This window comes from Leptolyngbya sp. ST-U4 (genome assembly GCF_039962215.1).
Taxonomy (GTDB): domain Bacteria; phylum Cyanobacteriota; class Cyanobacteriia; order Elainellales; family Elainellaceae; genus Leptolyngbya_A.
On record NZ_JAMPKZ010000019.1, the window covers coordinates 1 to 22215 of the forward strand.

The following is a 22215-nucleotide window of genomic DNA, read 5'->3' on the forward strand; positions in this document are numbered from 1 at the left end:
GTGGTTCGTGCTCAAGAATTGGATGCGCCAACGCTGGGACGAGTTTGACAGTTTTCGCGTTTGTGTCGATGCTGCCTTCAAACATTGTCCGAACGTTTTTCCGTAAAGCTATATCAACCTGCGCCTGTTTCAATCTCCGAAAAACTTCTCGTGTTATCACGCAACACTTTGATGAAATTCTCAAGCCGAGCGGATTGCTCATTACTCAATTCACAATTCTTGTAGCTGTAGCACTGGCGAAATCGGGAACGATCAATGAGTTGGCGGAGATTCTAGTGATGGATCGTACTACCTTAACCCGGAATCTCAAACCGCTTGAACGCGAGGAATGGTTGAAATCTGAGCCTGGGCAAGACCAGCGAACTCGGGTAGTTAGCCTAACACCTAACGGAAAAGCTGCGTTAGCAAAGGCACTGCCGTTGTGGAAACAAGCTCAAGATAGTGTGGAGGAGGTGCTTGGGCAAGAGCGATGGAGTGCTCTGCTTTCACATTTAGCTGAGACGATCGCGCTAATTCGCTGAGTCTAAAATTTTTCCACAAAGAGTGTATATACACTGAAAAAACCTTTGTTTCGTCTGAATCTCCTGAAAAATTCCTGTCAAATCGTTCAATCAAATTTGGAGACTTCTATGATTTCTCTATCCTTAAATCAACGTAATCAAATCACGCAACGGTTACTTTCCATCATTAGCGTTTGGGGATTGGGTGTGGCAGTCGGCAGCTATTTCGGACTCTTTAGCACATTTCCCCTACCGTGGTTTGCCTTGCTCGTTGCAATGGGCATCACTCTGCCTCTAGCAATTTATTACGGGAACTCAGTCTTCCAAACCTATATCCAGGGACTCCATCTCAATTACCTAACCCTATTTCACATTTGGCGCATTCCAGCAGCGCTCATTTTCTTTTATTACGGTAGTCAACATTTGTTACCATCTACCTTTGTGCGAAATGCAGCTTGGGGGGATTTAGCAGCGGGACTGTTGGTACTCGTGGTAGTCGCATTGCCAAAGAGTGATTGGAAATACTGGGGCTTTCACCTCTTTGGTCTAGCAGATTTTGTGACTGCGGTTGGCACAGGTTTAACCTTTGCATTGCTTCAAGTTCCTATGATGGAGACAATTGCGACTTATCCTATTGCCTTGATTCCATTATTTGGAGTGGGTCTCTCAGGCGCATCCCATGTCATGGCACTCGATATTCTGGTTCGAAAAGCCACTAGCGGCGAGTGAAGCGAATTGTTAGCTAGCCCTGCTCCAAGTCCAAGCCCTTGTTCTGCGAGCTAATTAGCCATTCCCTATATGGCAGAAGTAGTGTTTCTATTGGAGAAAAAAGAACGATTTATAGAACGAGTTAATGAACGATAAGCGATCTTTCAAGCTGGTTAACAAAGAAAAAGGGAGAGAAGATATATTTATGAAGAAGAGATGGGATTTGAATACTCAGTTCTGACAATTTTGTCATTTTAGTTGCATGGGCTATTCCCGCGATAAGAACGCTGCTCCTCAAGTGATCGTCCGTTGCCTAAAACAATGTTTCACTCGCCTGAAGATGCAGCGATTCTCAAGGATCACGATCTTGCCGTTAGCTCGGCATAAAAAGGCTCTTGGGCACCGCCGCATGACAGCCCTGACGCATATCCACCACTTGTGTTACGCCAAAGTCTACCCCCGCTGAAATCATTGTGTATGCTTCATCGGGATTCATGCGTCGCTTGTTCACCAGAAAATCCAACATCTGGTCTGCGGACTGACGCATCGCTTTGTTCAGGTCTTCGTTGAAACCGTGGGTAATCCAGTGGCTTTCCGTTTCCAGAATCGGGTTCGTAATCGGGAAATCCTTCAGCACAAACACCTGGAAGTAGCCGTTCAGCGATGCCTCGATCGCCGTTCCTGACAGTTCTGCGTCGCCCTGCGCCATGTGCGGGTCGCCCACAAAGAATTTCGCCCCCTGGTTAAAGACGGGATAATACATGGTGCCGCCTGCACCGATGCGCCAGTTATCAATATTGCCACCAAAATTTCCGGGCGGAATGCTGTTAATCCGTCCGCTTTCCCCAGGCGCAACACCCATGACGCCAAAGTGCGGACGCATGGGAATGGCGATTTTGCTCTGGAATGGCTGGCGTGCTGCCGGGTCAGGCGTGGAGATAAAACCTGGGGTATCATACTTGGGACGCGCCTTGAAGTCGAACGCAAAATCCGGACGTGCCAGATTTGCCTCAAAGTCGAGCTTGTAGATCGTGATGCGCTCCTTCTGAAATGCATCATACAAATAGCCCCAGTGAGCGGCGATGTTGCTGCCGTAGGGCAGGCGCGGCTGAGTCTTGAGGATGCGAACCATCAGGGTATCGCCCGGTTCTGCCCCTTTCACTTCGATCGGTCCGGTCATAATGTGAACCCCTGGACCCCGATCGGTGACTTGCTCATACACGGCTCGCACACCATCGTCCATCAGCACATCCGGCGCATCTCCGGCATGGTGCGTCAGTGCTTCAATGTAAATAATGTCTCCGGAGTTGACACTTAGAACAGGCGGCTGATCGCGATCGAAGTAACCCCAAAAGCAATTCTGTGGGGTTGCTTTCAAAATGTGCAGGTTGCCCGCATCACGGATCGTATCTGCCATTGCCATTAAATCGGCTTTCGCCTCAGCCGGATCACGACGAAAGCCGACCTGGCTCAACCCCAGTGCCGTCGCTGCGCCTAGCGATGTGAGGAATGCCCGTCTGGACTGTTTCGAGAGGTAGCCGGTAAGGGGAGAAGGGGAGTCTTCCGGTTCATCCTCGATCGGGGAAGCTGGAGTGTGGGAATGAGCATGAGAATTAGCACGACCACAGGTTGGACAATGAGATGCGTGATGAGAATGCTCTTTGGGATCAGACATAGTTGTTTCGCGAAACCAGAAACAAAGCTACAAGATCATAAAGAGGGGCTAACCCACAGTTTGTATTGCGGATTACTTTAGCCATTCGAGACAGAATGAGCAGGAGGGTTACTTGATCAAGCAGAAGGTGTGTCGCAAAAAGCAGCGAATGGTAAGGTAAGCAGGACTATACTCTCCTCCCTGCCCTCCGATGTTTACTCCTGCTCTGTTTAAATGGCGGCTTAAATGGCGGCATTTTTTGCCCAAATCATTCTGCTCAATGTTCGCTAGTATTGCCGCTACGCCTTCTACTGAGACCTGGCACTAGAGGAGTGATTGCCGTCCCAGAAACCGAAATCGAAAGAATCTCGATCGCAGCAGAGTAGTCAAGAACTTGATATTGCTGTGGATAGCGGGTATGAACCAAATCGGATTATGGTTCAGGCGGGGCATCCGCTTCAGGGGGGAGAACTGGTTCAGGCTCAGAAGCTGGTTCAGGAATCGGAACTGGTTCGGGTTCAGGCTCAGGAATTGAGATTGGTTCAGGTTCAGGCTCAGGAATCGCAATCGGTTCAGGTTCGGAAGCAGGGAGTGTGGAGTCTACCGGCTCAGAGGGAGATGAAATTTCTGAAGGTGAGTCGGAAGCTGCTGCGGGTTCAGAGACAGGATTATTGTCTGCGGGTTCAGAGTTTCCTGTATCGGAAGGGCGCAGTTCCACATCAGGAGCGATCGAGGGTTCTGGACTAATAGACGGCTCTGGAATTGGGGATGGCTCACTAGACAAAGTGGGTTCTGGAGATGGGGCTGTCGTGGCAGTCGGAGCAGGTGTTTCAATCGCAGGTTCAGGATCAGACACCGTGATACTGCGTCGATCGCCTCGTTCTCTAACTCGTTCTGCTGCTTCCGAGTTGGGCTGGACAAAGTCAACATCGATCGGATAGCTCTCTCCGGCTCTAGCGTTGTTGAGCTGAACTTGACGCCTTGCTTGCTCTAAAGCAGCCTGATCCAGCGCAGCATTACCGCTAGAGCGTGAAAGCATTACAGAAACAACGCGCCCTTGGTCATCGGTTTCCACAATTACCTGAGCCGTTCCTTCTGCACCATCTGCTTCTTCCGGATAGTCAAAATCACAGCCGCGACAGGAAACTTCACGCGATCGGCTGCCTTGGGTTGCAGGCGGGGTGATCGGTTCCGGACGAGGGGGTGCAGCAACAGTTGCTGATCCATTCCCGGAACCATTCCCGGAACCATTCCCGGAACCATTTCCAGAACCGTTCCCCGTACCACTTCCCAAACCATTTTCCAAACCGAATTGACCTGCGGCGGTTGCGGATTCGCCTGTCTGCTGTCTTGCCCGCCGTATCTCTGAGAGCAGATCGCTCAAGCTACGAGGATTGGGGGCTGGGCTAGCGATCGTTTGTGAAGGTGCAGGGGGCGATTCTTCTACAGTTTCGGTAGGTGCTTCTGCAGGTGTAGCGGGTTCTGGAATCACGTCTTCTGCAAGCGGCACAGGGATGCGTTCTTCTGGAGGTTCTTCTGAGAGTGGTTCTTCTGAGAGTGGTTCTTCTGGAAGTGGTTCAATGGCTGGAGCAGGAGCAGCAGGCTGATCAACAGCGGCAGATTCGTTGAACTGCATGGAGGGTTCTGACGCTGCGAACCCTGAGCCACCCGACTCGTCTTCAGGCGCGATCGAGGTTTCCGTTTCGTCCTCTTCAGTGACCACGATCGTTATTTCTTCGGATACTTGCTTATCTGGCTTCCAAAGATCGCTGATTTTAAGAAACAAGCCGCCGCTATGCAGGGTAACTGATCCCGCGAGGCTGACCATAATGAATCGCCTGAGCGTTCTTGCTTGCTTTTCGCGCTGTTGAGCGACTGTATCTGAAAACGTCATTCGCTCTACCTACCGACTGTTGAGAATATTTACTACAACTTGCTCATCCTAAGATTGGGCTGTCTTCCTGTCAATATAATTATTTATTTCGCTAATTCGGCTACTTTTTTGCAGTTTTGCAGACCTTACTACCTAATCGGTTTGAGGATCGTGCACAGTTCAAAGACTGCCTTAGATTAGAAAATCGCCCGGTAAATTGGTAAGTACATTTTGAGAAGTATTGACATAAGATGCGCCATCCTATACTCTCTTCTTGAGATTAATTATCAGTAAGCAATCCTTAGTCTGCCAGCTCTCTGAGTTGGCTGTAGCCAATGGAAGTTTGAAATGCTAATTATTGAACTGTTTTGGGCAGGCGGAATTGTGATGTTTCCCCTGCTGGCATTTTCGATCGTGGCGATCGCCCTCATTGTGGAGCGTCTTGTTTTTTGGTTTCGGATTACTCGTCGTCAACGGCAGGTTGCGCGTGACGTGCTGCGAATTTACCAGCATGATTTTGACGCAGCATTGTTGAAACTCAAGCAGAATGCTGATTTGCCCATTGCTCGAATCTTTCTAGAGGCGTTGGAAGTCGATCATTTTCCTCCCCATGCTTTTCGCCTCACCTTAGAAGGATCAACACAGGCAGAACTTCCGATCCTGCGACGATTCAACTCCATTTTTGACCTCATTATTACCGCAGCTCCCCTGTTGGGATTGTTAGGAACGGTCTTGGGGTTGATTCAATCCTTTGGTGCGATTGATCTGGGTGGAGGAGGTAGCGAGAGTGCATTGCAAGTGACAGGAGGCATTAGCGAAGCATTAGTGTCTACCGCAGCAGGCTTAATCGTGGCGTTATTTGCCTTATTTTTTAGCAGTCTGTTTCGAGGATTTTATCGACGGCAGGTTGCCATGATTCAGGAGTTTGGCAGCCAGCTTGAAGTTTTGCATCTAGGCCGCTATGAAGGATTTGGTTCTGCATCGAAAGCAATGAGTGAATCGCTATGAATATTCCTGAAGAGCCTGATGATCTGCCTTATATCAACATCGTGCCGATGATCGATGTTGTCTTTGCAATTCTGACGTTTTTTATCATGTCATCGTTGTTTTTGAGTCGTTCTGAAGGGCTTCCTGTCAATTTACCGCAAGCACAAACGGCTCAATCTCAGCAGCAGAGTAAGCTTACTGTCACGATCGATCGTGAGGGAGATGTATTTCTCGATCGTCAGCCCATTCAGGTGAATGATTTAGCCAATCGCGTGAAAGCATTAATTGGTAATCAAGAGCGACTAGTGGTGATTAATGCTGACGAAAAAGTCGAACATGGACAGGTGATTGCAGTGATGGATCAGTTGCGATCGGTTCAAGGAGTAAAGCTAGGCATTTCAGCTCGTCGTCCTTAAAGCGTGGATCAGTGATGGATAAACGGGTAAACGGCAATCAACTTGTGACCATGCGGTTGCTGGGTTTGGGGCTTAGCGCTGTGCTGCTGGTCGGCTGCCTTGTGATTAGCGTGACCCTAGGCGCAGCAGACATTGATTTTGGAACCGTTTGGGAATCACTCACCGCATTTGATGGTTCAACAAATCATCTGATTATTACAACCGTACGGCTGCCCAGAGTCCTAATTGCGCTAGTGGTCGGAGCCGCTTTGGGAGTTGCGGGAGCGCTAATGCAAGGGTTAACGCGCAACGCGCTGGCAGATCCGGGAATTTTGGGGATCAGTGCTGGAGCTACTCTTGCCGTGGTGGTTACGACTTTTCTGGCTGGAACTGGGTCGATCCAGGTTTACACCTGGGCTGCTTTTGCCGGAGGAGCGATCGCTGCAATTGCAGTTTATACCCTCGGTTCACTGGGACGAAGCGGGGCAACGCCGCTAAAGCTGATTCTGGCAGGGTCTGTTTTAACTTATCTGCTGTCTGCGCTCACCACGGGAATCTTGATTTTGAATCAGCGCACCCTGGACGAAGTTCGTTTTTGGCTAGCCGGATCGGTCGCTGGGCGAGACTTCAATGTGCTGCTGCAAGTTCTACCGTACCTTTGCATTGGGCTGGTGGTTGCCTTTGGCATGGGCAAGCAAATCACGGCACTCACGTTGGGCGAAGAAGTTGCGAAGGGGCTGGGGCTGCGAGTCGGATGGGTTAAGGCGATCGCCTCTATCATCGTTGTTTTGTTAAGTGGCAGTGCAGTCGCTCTCGCAGGACCGATCGGCTTTATCGGTTTAGTCATTCCCCACGTGGTTCGCTTTTGGGCGGGGGTTGATTATCGCTGGATACTGCCCTATTCAGCAATCTGGGGTGCTGTGCTTTTATCGATCGCGGATCTCGTAGGACGACTCATCATCAAGCCGCAGGAATTGCCCGTGGGGATCGTGATGGCACTCATTGGTGCGCCATTTTTCATGTATCTCGCGCGGCTCAACGTAAAACAGTGACAGGTTTAAATCCATGCCTTCATCCTGGTTAGTGCTTCGCTCAAAACAAGTACCGCTGTCAATTCGAGTTGATCGAAGAGTGCCTGCGATCGTGTTTGCCCTTGCGGTGATCTCATTTGCTGTGCTGGTCTTGAGTTTGGGATATGGAGAATATCCAATTTCGCCGCTGAGTGTCATCAAGACACTTCTGGGATTCGATACAAGTAATTCTGATTATGGCTTCGTCATTTATACATTACGGTTGCCGCGAGTTATTGTTGCCTTTTTAGTCGGAATGGCGTTGGCCGTTGCCGGAACGATTTTGCAGGGACTGACGCGCAATCCTCTAGCAGCCCCTGAAATTGTGGGCGTTGTGGCAGGGGCAGGATTAGCAGCCGTGACGCTCATTGTGCTGTTTCCTGCGATTCCGGTATCTCTCCTACCGATCGTAGCTTTTACAGGAGCCTTGATTGCCGCTTTGCTAGTGTATTGGCTGTCGTGGAATGGCGGAAGTTTACCCATTCGCTTCATTTTGGTTGGTGTGGGCATCGAGGCAATCGCCTCCGCTTTTACTAGCTTGATGATCACCTTTGGCAATATAAACGATGTGAGTCAGGCGTTAGTCTGGTTAGCTGGAAGTGTCTACGGACGCACATGGGAGCATATTCAGGCATTGCTTCCCTGGCTGATTGTATTGCTTCCCCTCGCTCTGGTGAGTGCGCGTGAGCTAAACACCCTCAATTTAGGGGATGAGGTTGCACGGGGGCTGGGGAGCCGAGTGGAGTGGCAGCGGGGGCTTTTATTGCTCATCAGCGTGGCGTTAGCAGGGGCAAGTGTGGCAACGGCAGGAACGATCGGCTTTGTGGGGTTGATGGCTCCCCATTTAGCTCGTCAATTAGTCGGTACATCGCACGAAAGCTTGATCCCAACTGCTGCCCTGCTGGGAGGCTTGATTGTCGCCTTGGCGGATTTTTTAGGGCGATCGCTGTTTGCGCCGATCGAACTTCCGTGTGGTGTCGTGACAGCTGCAGTTGGCGCACCTTATTTTCTGTATCTGCTCTACCGCAACCGGAATGCGTAAGAACCTTTCCACTCCTGCACTCTGTCCTTCTACAATCAGCCCTCCAATATCACCAATATCAATGGAAACAGCATTCACCACTCGAAAACTCACCCTGTCATACGATCGCACGGCCATTATCCGGGAGTTAAACGTAGACATTCCGATTCATCGCATTACGGCTCTGGTCGGGGCAAATGGCTGCGGTAAATCGACATTGCTCAAAGGACTGGCACGACTGTTAAAGCCCCAAAGCGGCATCGTCTACCTGAATGGAACTGCGATCGCCCAACTTGCAACCAAAGAAGTTGCCAAACAGTTAGGCATGTTACCTCAAAGTCCGATCGCCCCCGAGGGCTTAACGGTGCGAGAGCTAGTGGCGCAGGGACGCTATCCCCATCAAAGCTGGTTTCAGCAGTGGTCAAAGGAGGATGAGCAGTTCATGGAACAGGCTTTGGCAATGACCGGGATGACAGAATTGGGCGATCGCCCGCTTGATAGCCTTTCGGGTGGACAGCGACAGCGTGCCTGGATCGCAATGGCTCTGGCGCAGAATACACCCATTTTGTTACTGGATGAACCCACCACGTTTTTGGATTTAGCGCATCAAATCGAAGTACTGGATTTACTGTATGACCTGAATCAAACCAGGGGACAGACGATCGTGATGGTATTGCATGATCTGAATCAAGCCTGTCGCTATGCCGATTATCTGGTCGCAATGAAGCAGGGACACATCTATGCTCAGGGTTCCCCTGTTGAAGTGATGACCGGGGCAATGGTGCGGGAGGTCTTTGGGTTAGAGAGCCGCATTGTGCCCGACCCGGTCACAGGAACGCCGATGTGTATTCCGATCAGCCAAAGAACATTAGTCAGAGATGATTTGTGAAAGAACGTTTCTGCAACAAGATTGGTACGACAGAAACGATCGCCCGCGAAACCTATTGGCAACAGTGAAAAGAGAACCTTGAAGTGGGCAACGGAGAAATATGCCGATGATAAGGATGAATTCGATCGCATGGGCGTATTATCAATTTTTAGATAACATTATCAACTTTTAGATAATAAAGGGAGGAACATTTCAGGTAGCTGCTTTAAAATCAGTTCATCTGTAATTGGTCCACGGGTAACGCTACCCCAGAGTTGATAATTTACAAAGAAGACTCGACCGAACTGGGACGCTGGAATCTTCTTTAGTATGGGGTTTTGATCCCATTTCGTTCTGAGCGGGTCTTTGGGATTATAAGGGTCTGAAAAATCCCAGGCAATCACCAAAACAATATCCGCGTTGAGGGTAGGCAAGAGTTCCACCGAAGTTTGCATCCATCGCGTTTCTCCTGCTGGAACAGCTTTAGGGAAAACCAGATGAAATCCGATTTCCTCTAGCAAACGCCCTGCGGTACTATCAGCAGCAATCGCTACATCATTCAACAATGTATTGACTGCCAGAATTAAAACATTAGGATAAGCGTTAACAGCGGGTTTTAGCTGCGATCGAACTGTTTCTAATTGTTCAGCATGGGCAGCTAATAACTGTTCAGCTTCTTGTTCCCGATCTAGTGCTTTCGCAATAGGCTGAATGTCATTAAACCAGACTTGCTTGTTGTCTTTCATGTCTGTAAACAACAAAGTCGGCGCAATTTGATTAAGCAATTTGTATTGGCTTTCGATTGACCAATTCTCACCAAGAATCAAATCGGGTTTGATGAGAGCCAGTTTCTCTAGCGATGGACTTTTTCGATCGCCCAGGTTCACAGGCTGTGTTGTAACGCGATCGCCCAGATAAGGAATCTGTTGACTTGGATTGTCAAATTTCTTCAGGTTCAGGGCAGTTACTTCGGCATAAGCCACAGGCTGTACTCCCAGTGCCAGAATAGAATCCAGAATATGGGGACTGAGCGCGGCGACTCGCTGAGGTTGTCCACAGATTTCAGTTTCTCCTACCTCATGAGAGACCATCCGACAGGATGCAGGAGATTCGATTGATTGATTTGCTTGATCACGATTAACAGCTAGATTGCGAGGACCAGAACTTTGGCAAGCCGTGACCAGCGCAAATGTCATGCAGATTAAAAGCGATCGTTTAAGCCAATTCCACCATTGTCGAGTTCTCACAGCGATTTCTCCTAATTAGTAACGTATAGGAAACCTTCGCCCTCAAGTTGATTGGCGCGACTGGATAAACAATATCGGAATCCTGATAGGTTGTGGAAAATTTCTGAAATGTCTGTGGGGGACTGGTTCATAGGACTCTTTGCAGTTCTAGCCTTCCTGTTCTAGTCTTCCTATTGAAGTGACTTCTGCCTATTGCATCTAATTCGCATTAAATCATTGATACCTTACGGCAAATCTCTACTTCTGACAAGCTCTATTAGGAAATTTTTCTAGCAGCGTTCCGACTCGAACTGCAAAAGATCTAAAAAAACATTCTGGAAAATTAGATCATTAAAAACCAGTAGCCGTGCAGCCAGGAAATTTAAGAGCAAATCTTGAACAGAGGCAATGAACCTGCTATAAGTAGTTCAAGTATTGCAAATTGCTTGCAATAAGCTTTTATGGTTTCTAAAACTTGACCCCCGGTTAGAATCGTCACTTAAGACTGTATGGTGCAACTTCCAATCCTTCAGGCTCGATCGCAATCAGACTCTTGCTTTTGCTGCACTTCGATCAGCCCCACTCCTCTCAATGTCATCTCTCGTTAGCTCACGGTAGATGCGTATTTTCGTCATTGTTTGGACTGGTCAGTTCGTTTCGACGATCGGTAGCTATATGACTAGTTTTGCCATCACGCTCTGGGCATGGCAGCTTACCGATCAAGCAACTGCACTCACGTTGATTGTTTTTTTTAACCAAGCGGCAAGCCTTTTGGTTGCTCCTTTTGCTGGAGTCATTGTTGATGGTCTCCGGCCGATCTTTGGTCAACGGTGGAGCCGCAAACAGCTCATCATCTTAAGCGATACGGTTGCAGCCCTCTCTACTGTTGCAATTCTCTTACTCCACCTCACTGGACATCTTCAGGTTTGGCACTTTTATGTAACAAGTGCGATCAACGGCATCTTCAGCAATATTCAAGAACTTGCCTATTCTACGTCAATCGCTCTGATGTTACCGAAGCAACACTATACTCGTGCCAGCAGTATGGTTTCAATGCTGCATTATGGACCCAGTATTTTTGCTCCTGCCCTGGCAGGTGTCCTCTATTACATCATTGGGTTATTTGGCATTCTATGGATTGATCTATTCACCTTTAGCATTGCAATCTTCACTGTATTGCGAACTCAAATTCCCCAGCCAGTTGTTCCTGAAACCCAGCTTCAGAACCAGGCAAGTCTCTGGCAAGACATCTCTTCTGGCTTTCGCTATGTGTTTGCAAGACCAGGCTTGTTCGCTTTACTCGTGATAAGTTTGCTGTTTTGGTTTGCTCACGACTTAGGCGGTTCGCTTTACTCAGCCATGATTCTAGCTCGCAGCAATAATAATGCAGCCATCTTAGCCAGTTTGTCTACGATGGCGGGTGTTGCTGGTGTCATTGGCGCAATCGCTGTCAGCATCGGGGGTGGTTTTCGGCAAAAGATTCACGGGTTTCTCGGAGGCATGATTGGTGCAGGGATCAGCAAAACCCTATTTGGGCTAGGGCAGTTGCCGTCGATTTGGCTGCCGGCACAGTTTTGTTCGTCGCTTAACTTTCCATTACTGGGCAGTTCAAGTGAAGCAATTTGGTTGGCAAAAATCAAACCAGAAATCCAAGGGCGCGTGTTTGCTACCCGATCGCTGCTGCTCGTTCTAATTTCGACGATCGCTGCTTTAATTGCTGGACCGCTCGCTGATTTTGTCTTTGAACCTGCAATGATGCCAGGTGGTTATTTAGCCAAAACATTTGGTGGAATATTCGGGACAGGTTCCGGTGCAGGCATGGCTTTACTGTACGTGATCACATCCGTAACTTTAATGCTGGTTGGCATGGGCGGATATGCCGTTGAGTCATTACGCATGGTAGAAATGAATGTTTCAGATCACGACACAGATCAGCAGGCAGCTTTATCCAACTCCAACTGTGAACGTGAAGCCGATCGAACCTGAGACGACCAAATTGTTCTGACACAATTCTGATACTTTTAGACTTGGTTGCTTATTAGGAACTATTATCAAGTAATATCAGATAGGATGTAGCATTACTGACAGCTCCAACCAAAGATTTATCTAGATAGCTAGAAAGTAGCTCAACAGTAGAGCGTGCTTTCAGAAACTTTATTGTTTATTTCTTGTTGATTTCGGCTGTGAGGTTTGGAATTTTACTGTGAAAAATTTTCAACTGGTATTGATTCTCAAGTTAGTCGGTGTCATGTTGCTCAGCGTAGCGCAGTCTACCCTGGCTCAGGGTGTTGAGGAAGAAGGCAACCGTGCTGTTTCGATTTCGACTACATCAACTTCAGCTTCAGCAATTCCTCGTCTTAACGACATTGCACCTGCTGCAACAACTGTTGATGACTGGGTTGAGCAAATCGCGCAAGCCTCGATCGTGCAAGTAACAGGCGTGCAATTGAATGCAACAGCAGATGGGTTCGAGCTAGTCTTGGAAGCAGCAGAAGCCTTGCCACCCGTCGAAACCTCGGTGATTGGCAATGCATTGATTGCTGATATTCCAAACACAGTGCTGTCCTTGTCAGATGGCGACGAATTTCAGCAGGTGAATCCTGCCGAAGGCATTGCACTCGTTACTGTAACCAACCGCAGAGATAACAGCATTCGTGTTGCGATTACCGGACTGAATGCACCCCCTACAGCTGATGTGAGGGCAGAAGCACAGAATTTAGTGTTGGGTGTCACAACAGGTTCGGCAACAGAAGTTGCTCAAGATCAAGAAGCGATTCAGGTGGTGGCAACGGGAGACGAAACCGAGGACGACTACTATACGCCTGAGGCAACGACTGCGACTCGCACAGATACTCCCATTCGTGATATTCCCGCTTCAATTCAGGTGATCCCACAACAGGTCTTGGAAGACCAGAATATTGTTGAATATCGGGATGCATTACAGAATGTAGGCGTTACAACCGATGGCAACTATGGCGGTACGGGAGCAGGCTCATTTATCCTGCGCGGCTTCACGCAAGATTTCAACTTCAGAAATGGCTTCCGCAGCAATGATTTCTACGGTCTTTCGGAAACTGCCAATATTGAACGCATTGAAGTTCTCAGAGGACCCGCTTCTGTGTTGTTCGGGCAGACGCAGCCTGGAGGTGTTGTCAATATCGTTACAGAGCAACCCTTGAGCGAGCCGTATTTTGCCGCCGAGTTTACCGTAGGGCAATTTAGCTTCTATCGACCGTCGATCGATCTCTCTGGACCTTTGACTGACAATGGCGACTTGCTCTATCGCCTCAATGTGGCATACCAAAACTCTGGCAGCTTCCGAGATGAGGTGCATACTGAGCGATTCTTTATTGCCCCTGTGCTGCGATGGAATATCAGTGACAATACATCCCTCACTTTTGAATTTGAGTATCTGTACAATGATCCCGTGTTCGATCGCGGTGTCACGGCTTTGAGCGATGGTTCACTTGTTTTGCCGATCGATCGCTTTTTGGGATACCCCCAACTTGATGAGTATGAGCAACAGCAAGTTCGGGCAGGATACACGTTTGAGCATCAGTTTAATGATGACTGGCGAGTGCGTAATGCCTTTTCCTTCTTCAGTGATTTGCAAAATGGGACAAAAACAGAATCTACTGGTCTGCCAGAGAATGGCTTGCTGCCAATGGAGTATGTAGACGATGATTTTCTGCGACAGGACTATGGACTGCAAACAGAAGTCATTGGAGAATTTGCCACAGGACCGATCGAGCATCAGCTGCTGGTTGGTTTAGATCTAAACCGCAGAACCAGTGTTTATACTTCAAGAGACACTGACTTACCCTCTCTCAATATCTTCGATCCCAATTACGATATTGAAGTTCCAGAGCTACAGCCCAGCTTCTCTCAAAACGTTCGCACTGATAATTTAGGGATTTACATTCAAGATCAAATTGATTTGCTCGATAATTTACATCTGCTGGTTGGCGGGCGATTTGATATTCTTGATCAAGAAGGAGTGTCCTTTGGCAGCGTAGTTGATCAAGTCGATAATGCCTTTAGTCCTCGAATCGGGATTGTGTATCAGCCGATCGAGCCGCTGTCTCTCTATGCCAGCTACAGCCAATCTTTTGTGCCGCAGACGGGGCTGTCTCGGACTGGAGAAGCCTTCGTGCCAGAGCGGAGTACGCAGTATGAGATTGGGATCAAGGCAGACATCACAGATGATTTATTTGCAACCCTTGCTGCCTATTACCTGACCAAAGCCAATGTGGCGACGAGCGATCCAGAAGATTCGGATTTCCAAATTCAAGTCGGTGAACAGCGCAGCCAGGGAATTGAATTCAACATTGTTGGTGAAATTCTTCCCGGTTGGAATATCATCGGTGCTTATAACTATACGGATGCGGAAGTCACAGAAGACAACGATATTGAGATCGGCAGCCGTTTAGATGACGTGCCAGAACACGCTGCTAGCCTCTGGACAACCTATGAAATTCAAAGCGGTGATCTGCAAGGCTTAGGATTTGGGCTTGGCTTACTCTATGTTTCAGAACGCAGTGGATTTTCGTTTGATCCACCAGGATTTGAGCTACCCAGCTATTTCCGCACTGATGCTGCCCTTTACTATCGAAGAGATAATTGGAGAGCGCAGCTCAACTTTGAGAATCTATTTGACACGGAGTACTATGAAACTAGCCAAACGGCTCGAATCGTGTATCCCGGCGCACCTTTTAACGTTCGTGCAACCATTTCCTACGAGTTCTAAGCGTTGACAAATAGGTTGTGAACAAGGGGTGTGTGGGCTGTGCCCCCAATTAGGGATAACCCCTGCACCCCGTTTCAATCCAATCAAGGATGGCTGTATTTTTATTTACAGCAAATTTCAAGTGAATAGACCGCAGTGATTGAACCAACCAATGGCATCATCTTCAGTAATGAACTGAACCGCTTCGGTCATTGCTTGGTCGAGAGCTTCATCGGTGCGAGCCGCTTTTGAGCGAAGAAACTGCTTGAGTTTCGACCAACAGAGTTCAATCGGAGATAGGTCTGGTGAATAAGGAGGTAAAAAGCTCAAGGGGTGACAAGGAGGTCAGAAGGAAACCTAAAAGATCTTAATCTTCCTATCGACCTTCTTTAATGCAGCGTTTTTCACTCCCGTAAGGTACGGGGGATGTGGGGCTGTGCCCCATTTTTTATACTTCAATCGTTCTAAGAGTGTGGCGTTGAGACGGTGTCCGGGTAGTCTTAGCTGTCAGCACGAAGATGAATGCTTTAGGATAGAGGCTATATCAATAAAGCTTCATAAGATACGGTGAATCCGAATGGTTAAGGCAGTCTCTTCTCCTTCTGAACTGGTTGTGGCTGGCTTTCATGCACTCTCAGAACCATTGCGCCTCAAAATCGTGGAGCTGCTGCGGGAGAATGAGCTTTGCGTTTGTGACCTCTGTGAGTTGCTGGATGTGGCTCAATCGAAGCTGTCGTTTCATCTCAAGACCCTGAAGGATGCAAGCTTAGTGCGATCGCGCCAGGAAGGACGCTGGATCTACTACAGCTTGAATCTGCCGCAATTTGTTGTCCTGGAGCAATACCTCTCGGAGTTTCGCCGCTACAGTCCCATTCTGCCTGCTCGTCCCTGCCCGGACAAAGACTGAGACATTTAGGCTAACCACCCCCTAAAATAAACGATCGCAATAAATCAAATTGCCAGGAATACAGGCAAGCATCAGCATCTAAAGCAATGATTTGAAGCTGATCGATCTGACTCAGAATCGAAGCGGCTTGGGGATGCAGCAGCCAAAAAGCGATCGGGGTTTGCCATTCTGCCAGGAAAGCGTGAATTGTCTGGCGATCGGCTTCGTTCACTTCATCAGAGATTACATCGTCGTACCAGTATTCCTGAGGATATTCAGGAGAACACAAAATCTCTTCGCGCAGCACAGACCATTCGTTCGCTAGAAAGGGAGGCAGGTGATGAATTGCGGGGCTTACAGGGGGTACGATCGATGCGAGCGGAGTTCTGCCATTTCGACCGAGGAAAGATTGCTGAAGTCGATCGAAAAAAGGCTGCACGATTTCGCGTTCGAGCAGTTCACACAGGCGTAGCCCGGATGCAGAGAAATCGATCGATTTTGCATTGGTTGAAAGCAGGTCTGCTTGATAGGCTTCTGCCGGATCGATGGAAATAATTTCGCGCTGCGCTCCAGCAGAGAGCACCGTCGCCAAAGCCGCGATTTGACCTTCAGAATTTGGGACAGGCTGCTTGAGAGCAGTCGAACTCGGAGAGACACGGATCACCGGAGCGGAAACGGCAGGCGATAGCGCAGAAACCTGACTTAGCTTTTGCTTCAGCGATTCGACTTGCTGTGTCAGCAGAGTAATTTGCCGATCCTTTTCCTGAAGCAACTGGTCTTTCTCGGCAAGCTCGACCGCGCAAAGAGCCGATCGCATCAGGTTAAAGTAAAACGCCTGAGCCAAATCAATCGCCTGCCCCGTTGCCTGACTGTCGCCCATCCACCCCTGCTGTCGATCGGGGTCGATCGTGAGCAGTTGTTCTTCAGCATTGCGAATTTTAAGTTCGCGTCCTGTTCCTGTTAGAGATTGCTTAATACAGCAAACGTACTGGCGATGATTATAATCAAACGGAATAAATGAAGCGTCTGCCAGGTCATTCGCCGAATCGTATTTTTGATGAACGGTTTGATCAGCCTTTCGGGTAGAAGATTGATTATCTGATGTGTTAGAAGTTTTATTCACGCAATCGTTTACAGGTTGATCCAATAACGAATTAACAGATAACGCGATCGATTTCAGTTTACCGTTCGCTTTAACGCCTGCTTTCTGAGATGAACCGACCTCTACAGGTATTTCTGATTTTTCTGATAAATCGAGCTTTGTTTCGCTCGGGGCAAAGGCATCGGCTAAACCCAGCGATAAGGGATCAGTCTTCATTTCTACGGGACGAACACCGACCAGCTCTAGCTCGATCGACTGAACGCCATTCCAATCATTCAACCGCAAACGATAAGCAATATCCACCCGATCTGGAAGCGGGTAGAATTCTCCCCATCGCCAAGCCAGGGCTCGAATGCCCATTGTCGGATCATCTGCCTCTGCTAGCGTCATTTTCAGGTGATTTTTATCGCGTCCGATCGTCTGCTGCTCAATCACGCGCACATTGGGTGTCCAGAAAACCGGATCGGGGTTTTCAATGCCACAGGGGTGCAGAGCATCAAGCTGTTCGTAGAGGTGATGACTCAGGTCGCGGAAGTTTGCCTGCACGTCGATCGTCACCAGGGGCTTGAGGTGCTGCGGTTGAAGCTGATTGTGGGCAAATAGGCGCAGTCGCGATCGCATTTCTTCCAGGTGAGCTGCCTTGAGCGAAAATCCGCCTGCCGCCCGGTGCCCGCCAAACTTTTCGAGAATATCGCCGCAAAACTGCAACGCCTCAAACACATTAAATTCAGGAATGCTCCGCGCCGAACCGCGAATCTGCTGTTCCGATTCCTCTTCATAAGTTCCAATAAACACGGGCACACCGTACCGCTCTACCAGCCGCGACGCGACAATGCCAATCACGCCATGATGCCAGTTCGGCTGCACAATCACCAAAACCCGCTCCTTTTGCGGCTGAAATCGAGTCTGCTCACACCAGGCGATCGCTTCCTGCTCGATCAATTCACACAGCTTTTGCCGAAGCTGATTCACCTGCTCACATTTCATCGCCAGCTCTAACGCCCGTCCGTCTTCCTCGGTTGTCAGCAGCTCGATCACGATTTGCGGGTCAGCCAACCGCCCGATCGCATTGATCCTTGGACCCAGGCGAAAACCGATCGCCTCTGGCTTCAGTGCCTTTTCGTTGCTCAAACCTGCGACCTGAACAAGCGCCTCAATGCCCGGATTGCGCGAAGTCGGCAGTAGCCTTAGCCCCCGTTTCACCCAGCGACGATTCACTCCCGTCAGGGGAGCCAGATCCGCGATCGTCCCCAGCGTAAACAGTTCCAACAGCGGCGTGGTGAGATCCTGCGTTTTTTGCAGACATTGCGCCAGACAAATCGCCAGAATATAAGCAACCCCAACGCCAGCCACCCCTCGATACGGCGAATCTTCCCGAATTAGTTTCGGATTCAAAATTGCATTCGCATCGGGCAGCGTCGGCGGAATATCGTGATGATCGGTCACAATCACTGCTAAGCCCAATTCCCGCGCCAGGGCGATCGGCTCATGAGCAGTAATGCCGTTGTCCACCGTGAGAATCACGCTCACCCCTTCCTGGTGAAACTCCTCGATGATGCGGCGATTAATCCCGTAGCCTTCCTGCATACGGCTGGGAATCGCGTAGTCTACCACCGCTCCCAGGTAGCGCAGTGCCCGCATTAGCAGAGCCGTACTGGTCATGCCGTCTGCGTCATAGTCGCCACAAATCGCAATAAACTGTTTGCCAGAAATCGCATTGAGCAAAATCTCGATCGCGATCGTCAAATCGGGAAAATCGTCCAGCGGCGAAGGCAAAAACTGCTGCTCTGGCTCTAGAAACTCACGCGCTGCTTCAGGCGTAGCAACACCGCGATTGATTAGAATTTGTGCCACCAGCGGCGAAAGCTGGAGCGACTGCCCAAGCCGGGATGCACGATCGGGCTGGGCTTCTGCAATTTGCCAGCGTTGAATCGGATAGCGAGAGGAACGGGAAGAAGGCACAGGAATGATTGCTCGGCTGTAGTGAGGAACGACGATTGAAACTACAAAATCGAAACTTTGCCGTCATTTTCGATGTAAATCGATCGATCGCCTGGAGGACGACCCCCCGGACGAATTTCGATTCTAAGGGTATTTGGGGTTGGGCGAAACAGGATCGCGCTAAGTGGTAACGAAGTTTCATCCCAGAACACAACGGAGATATTTGGTTCGGTGCCAAAGTTGGGGTCAAGCTCAAGCTCCTGCCCCGGCAAAATTGGCACAGGACTTGTTCTAAAAACCTGCTCCACCAGAACCAAGCTGGCAGTTTGATTCACCATTTGCAAGCGAATTCGCTGCCCCGGCACAAACTGAATCTGCCTCGCCCGACAGTTTGCCGTACAAGTCTGCGAGATTGCCGGAAGCATCGTTCCCCCCAGCACCATCACCCCGATCGCCAATCCCCCCAGCACCTTCTTGATCATTTTGATCATGATTCTGCGCTAACTCCCACTTACTTAAGCATTGTGAACCTGATTCTGCTGCTTAAATATAAATACTTATGTTCTACCGCATCTTGGGACGATCGCATCACTTTCTGTATTTCTCAACTTTTCCTCTTTTCTCTCATCCACCCACCAACTCATCTATCCACCAACTCAGCCACCCATCACCCCACCCCCTACAATCGCCCCAACCCCTACAATAAATAAAACCCCGCCACTCCCGGAGTTTACCGAATGAACCTGCTAACCCAACTCCCCCTCCCTCCCCATTTCGATCGCCGTCATGTGGATGGAGTCTGGCGAGTTCCCTATCAAGCGCGGGCAACTGAGGCAAAAACCTGGGTAAAACAGCATGGAATTCCGCCTGCCGGGTCCGATCGTCATCGTGTGGGGCTGCTGCTGATCGATGTGCAGAATACCTTTTGCATTCCCGAATTTGAACTATTTGTCGGTGGGCGATCGGGTTTGGGCGCAGTAGAAGACAACATCCGCCTATGTGAATTTATCTATCGCAATCTGGCAGCCATCAGCGAGATTGCTGTCACGATGGACACTCACATGGCAACGCAGATTTTTCATCCTGTATTCTGGATCAATGATGCAGGGGAGCATCCTGCCGCGATGACCATGATCTCACTCAGCGATGTCGAAACAGGCGTCTGGAAAGTTAATCCAGCAATTCTGAATTACATTGCTGGAGGAAATCTCAATCGTTTGCAAAACTACGCGTTGCACTATGTCCGTCAGCTTCAGCAGAACGAAAAATACCTGCTGACTATCTGGCCCTATCACTCAATGCTGGGTGGAATCGGACACGCGATCGTTTCTGCTGTCGAAGAAGCCTGTTTTTTTCACGCGATGGCGCGAGACAGCCAAACCTACTTTGAACTCAAAGGCAACCATCCCCTGACCGAAAATTACTCGGTACTGAAGCCGGAAGTCACCCATGATCATGAGCAAGAGGCTATCGGCGAAACCAACCATGCCTTTCTGCAAAAACTGCTGCGCTACGATGCCCTTATTGTGGCAGGACAAGCAAAAAGCCATTGCGTCGCCTGGACGATCGAAGACTTGCTCAGCGAAATTGAAGCAATTGATCCTGCGCTCGCGCAAAAAGTCTATCTGCTTGAAGATTGCTCGTCTCCAGTCGTCGTTCCTAATGTCATAGACTTCACTGACGCCGCCGATGCTACCTACCAACGCTTTGCCAATGCCGGAATGCACCGCGTCCAATCTACTGAAGCGATCGAGTCCTGGCTGAAACTCTAACCTCCTCATCCCTTCATTCCCTCACCATGTCTCTCCTAAAACTTCTCCCTACCTTCCTGCTCACCAGCACAATTGTCGCTCAACCTGCCCTGGCACTCCCGCCCCCCGAAGACCAGCCCGAAGAAGTACTGCGAACTGAAGTGATCACCGAAGCGCGATCGCCTGTGGACGGAAAGCCCTTGACGGCAAGGGAATACGCCGAACTGCAAGCCAGAGAAGAAGCCGCACGAGAAAATTTGGCAACGGTTTCGCCGGAGGTGCGTCGGGTGGTGAATCTGCTGAGGTTGCGCCGCACAATTCGGACGTTCTTTCCCTTCCTGATTCGGTGAGATGACTTAACGCTGTTGGCGTTTTGCCCGTTGGCGAGCCCGTTTTTCGGGGGTGAGGCGATCGATACAGTACGGGCAAGAAATCCCCGCTTCATAATCAGCAGAGGCTTTGTCAGCTTCTGAAATCGGATGACCGCAGCTCAAACACATCTCATGGGTTCCCGGTTCCAAACCCTGCTGCACTGCCACTCGCTGATCAAACACAAAACATTCGCCCTGCCACAGGCTCTTCTCTGGGGGCACTTCTTCCAGGTATTTCAGGATGCCGCCCTTCAGGTGATACACTTCCTCAAAACCTTGTGCCAGCAGGTAGGCAGTTGCTTTTTCACAGCGAATTCCCCCCGTGCAAAACAGGGCGACTTTCTTGTGCTGGGCAGGGTCAAGCTGCTGCTCAACGTACTGCGGAAACTGCCGAAACGTTGCCGTCTCAGGGTTTTTCGCGCCCTGAAATGTGCCGATATCAACTTCGTACTGATTGCGCGTATCCACCAGCGTCACTTCTGGATTGGTAATCAATTCGTTCCAGTCCTGCGGTTCCACATACCTTCCCACCTGCTCAGTTGGGTCAACTTCGGGAATTCCTAGCGTTACAATTTCCCGCTTCAGCCGCACTTTGAGCCGATCGAACGGCATCTCATCTGCGATCGATTCTTTCTGTTCTAAATCGGCAAAGCGATCGTCCGACCGTAAACCTGTTAATACCGCATCAATTCCCTGGCGCGTTCCCGCGATCGTTCCATTGATTCCTTCGGCTGCCAATAGAATTGTGCCGCGAATTCCCTGAGCCAGGCAAAGTTCGAGCAAAGGCGATCGAAACTCAGCATAGTCGGGCAGCTTGACGAATTTATAAAAGGCAGCAACAACGATCGACATAGGGTGAAGTGAAAGATTGCCAAAATCTATCCTAGCTTCTCAAGCTGGCATTAAACGTGCCTTTGTAACGTAGCGCATGAGCTTCAGGAGACCTGCGGCATCAATCAAGGCTGCATGAATCAGAGCTGCATTCGTCAGGCAGGAAATATCCGTTTGTAGGAGAGCGATGTACTTTAGTAATCTCTTCCACCTGAAGGAGGAAAAAAGAAGAAAAACGAAATACCTATTCCTTCTTACAGAATCAAGTGATGACTGCTCAAATCTAGAATCAGAGCAAACAGACA

The 22215-nt window shown here is 49.4% G+C and carries 17 protein-coding genes and 3 pseudogenes; 13 read left to right on the forward strand and 7 right to left on the reverse strand.

All coding sequences use genetic code 11. From position 1 onward, the window contains the following. From NDA02_RS20825 to NDA02_RS20835, 3 genes and pseudogenes are all read left to right on the forward strand, one after another. A pseudogene (locus NDA02_RS20825) lies at positions 1 to 106 on the forward strand (IS630 family transposase); the annotation flags it as partial. After that, positions 69 to 521 (forward strand): MarR family winged helix-turn-helix transcriptional regulator, encoded by a 453-nt coding sequence (locus NDA02_RS20830; RefSeq protein WP_348255762.1) that lies wholly within the window; start codon positions 69 to 71, stop codon positions 519 to 521. The pseudogene NDA02_RS20825 and the gene NDA02_RS20830, both read left to right, overlap by 38 nt. Positions 522 to 629: 108 nt before the next feature. Next, entirely contained in the window at positions 630 to 1229 is a 600-nt protein-coding gene (locus NDA02_RS20835; protein WP_190791144.1) for a hypothetical protein, read from the forward strand. 352 nt (positions 1230 to 1581) lie between these two features. Here the strand turns inward: NDA02_RS20835 and NDA02_RS20840 are convergent, their stop codons facing one another. Continuing rightward, positions 1582 to 2883 carry an acetamidase/formamidase family protein gene (locus tag NDA02_RS20840; RefSeq protein WP_199296450.1) on the reverse strand — a complete coding sequence of 434 codons (1302 nt, stop codon included), beginning with the start codon at positions 2881 to 2883 and terminating at the stop codon, positions 1582 to 1584. A gap of 412 nt (positions 2884 to 3295) precedes the next feature. Beyond that, the gene (locus NDA02_RS20845; protein ID WP_348255764.1) at positions 3296 to 4756 is read right to left on the reverse strand and encodes an energy transducer TonB; all 1461 of its coding nucleotides are present in this window, start codon (positions 4754 to 4756) and stop codon (positions 3296 to 3298) included. A gap of 327 nt (positions 4757 to 5083) precedes the next feature. Between NDA02_RS20845 and NDA02_RS20850 the strand changes: the two genes are divergently transcribed. The 5 genes from NDA02_RS20850 (at position 5084) to NDA02_RS20870 (ending at position 9097) form a co-directional block, all read left to right on the forward strand. Next, positions 5084 to 5743, forward strand: a complete 660-nt coding sequence (locus tag NDA02_RS20850; RefSeq protein WP_190791146.1) for a MotA/TolQ/ExbB proton channel family protein — start codon at positions 5084 to 5086, stop codon at positions 5741 to 5743. Beyond that, complete coding sequence (locus NDA02_RS20855; RefSeq protein ID WP_190791147.1) at positions 5740 to 6138, forward strand: biopolymer transporter ExbD; 399 nt, start codon at positions 5740 to 5742, stop codon at positions 6136 to 6138. The genes NDA02_RS20850 and NDA02_RS20855 overlap by 4 nt, the downstream gene beginning before the upstream one ends. 14 nt (positions 6139 to 6152) lie before the next feature. Beyond that, on the forward strand, positions 6153 to 7169 hold the full coding sequence (locus NDA02_RS20860) for an iron ABC transporter permease (protein WP_190791148.1): 1017 nt from the start codon (positions 6153 to 6155) through the stop codon (positions 7167 to 7169). 13 nt (positions 7170 to 7182) lie between these two features. Then, positions 7183 to 8229 carry an iron ABC transporter permease gene (locus NDA02_RS20865; RefSeq protein WP_190791149.1) on the forward strand — a complete coding sequence of 349 codons (1047 nt, stop codon included), beginning with the start codon at positions 7183 to 7185 and terminating at the stop codon, positions 8227 to 8229. A 61-nt stretch (positions 8230 to 8290) separates the two neighbouring features. Beyond that, positions 8291 to 9097 carry an ABC transporter ATP-binding protein gene (locus NDA02_RS20870; RefSeq protein ID WP_348255766.1) on the forward strand — a complete coding sequence of 269 codons (807 nt, stop codon included), beginning with the start codon at positions 8291 to 8293 and terminating at the stop codon, positions 9095 to 9097. A gap of 161 nt (positions 9098 to 9258) precedes the next feature. Here the strand turns inward: NDA02_RS20870 and NDA02_RS20875 are convergent, their stop codons facing one another. Continuing rightward, complete coding sequence (locus NDA02_RS20875; protein ID WP_348255768.1) at positions 9259 to 10323, reverse strand: iron-siderophore ABC transporter substrate-binding protein; 1065 nt, start codon at positions 10321 to 10323, stop codon at positions 9259 to 9261. Between the two features lie 597 nt (positions 10324 to 10920). On the opposite strand from NDA02_RS20875, the gene NDA02_RS20880 reads away from it, so the two are divergent. After that, complete coding sequence (locus NDA02_RS20880; RefSeq protein WP_348255769.1) at positions 10921 to 12288, forward strand: MFS transporter; 1368 nt, start codon at positions 10921 to 10923, stop codon at positions 12286 to 12288. Positions 12289 to 12505: 217 nt separating this feature from the next. After that, complete coding sequence (locus NDA02_RS20885; protein WP_199296605.1) at positions 12506 to 15049, forward strand: TonB-dependent siderophore receptor; 2544 nt, start codon at positions 12506 to 12508, stop codon at positions 15047 to 15049. 117 nt (positions 15050 to 15166) lie between these two features. On the opposite strand, the pseudogene NDA02_RS20890 reads toward NDA02_RS20885, so the two are convergent. Beyond that, a pseudogene (locus NDA02_RS20890) lies at positions 15167 to 15358 on the reverse strand (transposase); the annotation flags it as partial. 247 nt (positions 15359 to 15605) lie between these two features. Between NDA02_RS20890 and NDA02_RS20895 the strand changes: the two are divergent. Next, positions 15606 to 15935: a metalloregulator ArsR/SmtB family transcription factor gene (locus NDA02_RS20895; RefSeq protein ID WP_190794675.1), complete on the forward strand. Its 330-nt coding sequence runs from the start codon at positions 15606 to 15608 to the stop codon at positions 15933 to 15935. A 1306-nt stretch (positions 15936 to 17241) separates the two neighbouring features. On the opposite strand, the pseudogene recJ reads toward NDA02_RS20895, so the two are convergent. Together recJ and NDA02_RS20905 are read right to left on the reverse strand one after the other, a co-directional pair. Then, positions 17242 to 18987, reverse strand: a pseudogene (recJ, locus tag NDA02_RS20900) (single-stranded-DNA-specific exonuclease RecJ); the annotation flags it as partial. Positions 18988 to 19019: 32 nt separating this feature from the next. Then, on the reverse strand, positions 19020 to 19448 hold the full coding sequence (locus NDA02_RS20905; protein ID WP_190794676.1) for a hypothetical protein: 429 nt from the start codon (positions 19446 to 19448) through the stop codon (positions 19020 to 19022). 246 nt (positions 19449 to 19694) lie between these two features. On the opposite strand from NDA02_RS20905, the gene NDA02_RS20910 reads away from it, so the two are divergent. After that, positions 19695 to 20729, forward strand: coding sequence for an isochorismatase (locus NDA02_RS20910; protein WP_190794677.1), 1035 nt, complete (start codon positions 19695 to 19697; stop codon positions 20727 to 20729). A gap of 26 nt (positions 20730 to 20755) precedes the next feature. Beyond that, entirely contained in the window at positions 20756 to 21058 is a 303-nt protein-coding gene (locus tag NDA02_RS20915; RefSeq protein WP_190794678.1) for a hypothetical protein, read from the forward strand. Between the two features lie 6 nt (positions 21059 to 21064). On the opposite strand, the gene NDA02_RS20920 is transcribed toward NDA02_RS20915, so the two are convergent. Then, positions 21065 to 21931 (reverse strand): rhodanese-related sulfurtransferase, encoded by an 867-nt coding sequence (locus NDA02_RS20920; RefSeq protein WP_190794679.1) that lies wholly within the window; start codon positions 21929 to 21931, stop codon positions 21065 to 21067. Between the last annotated feature and the right edge of the window lie 284 nt (positions 21932 to 22215).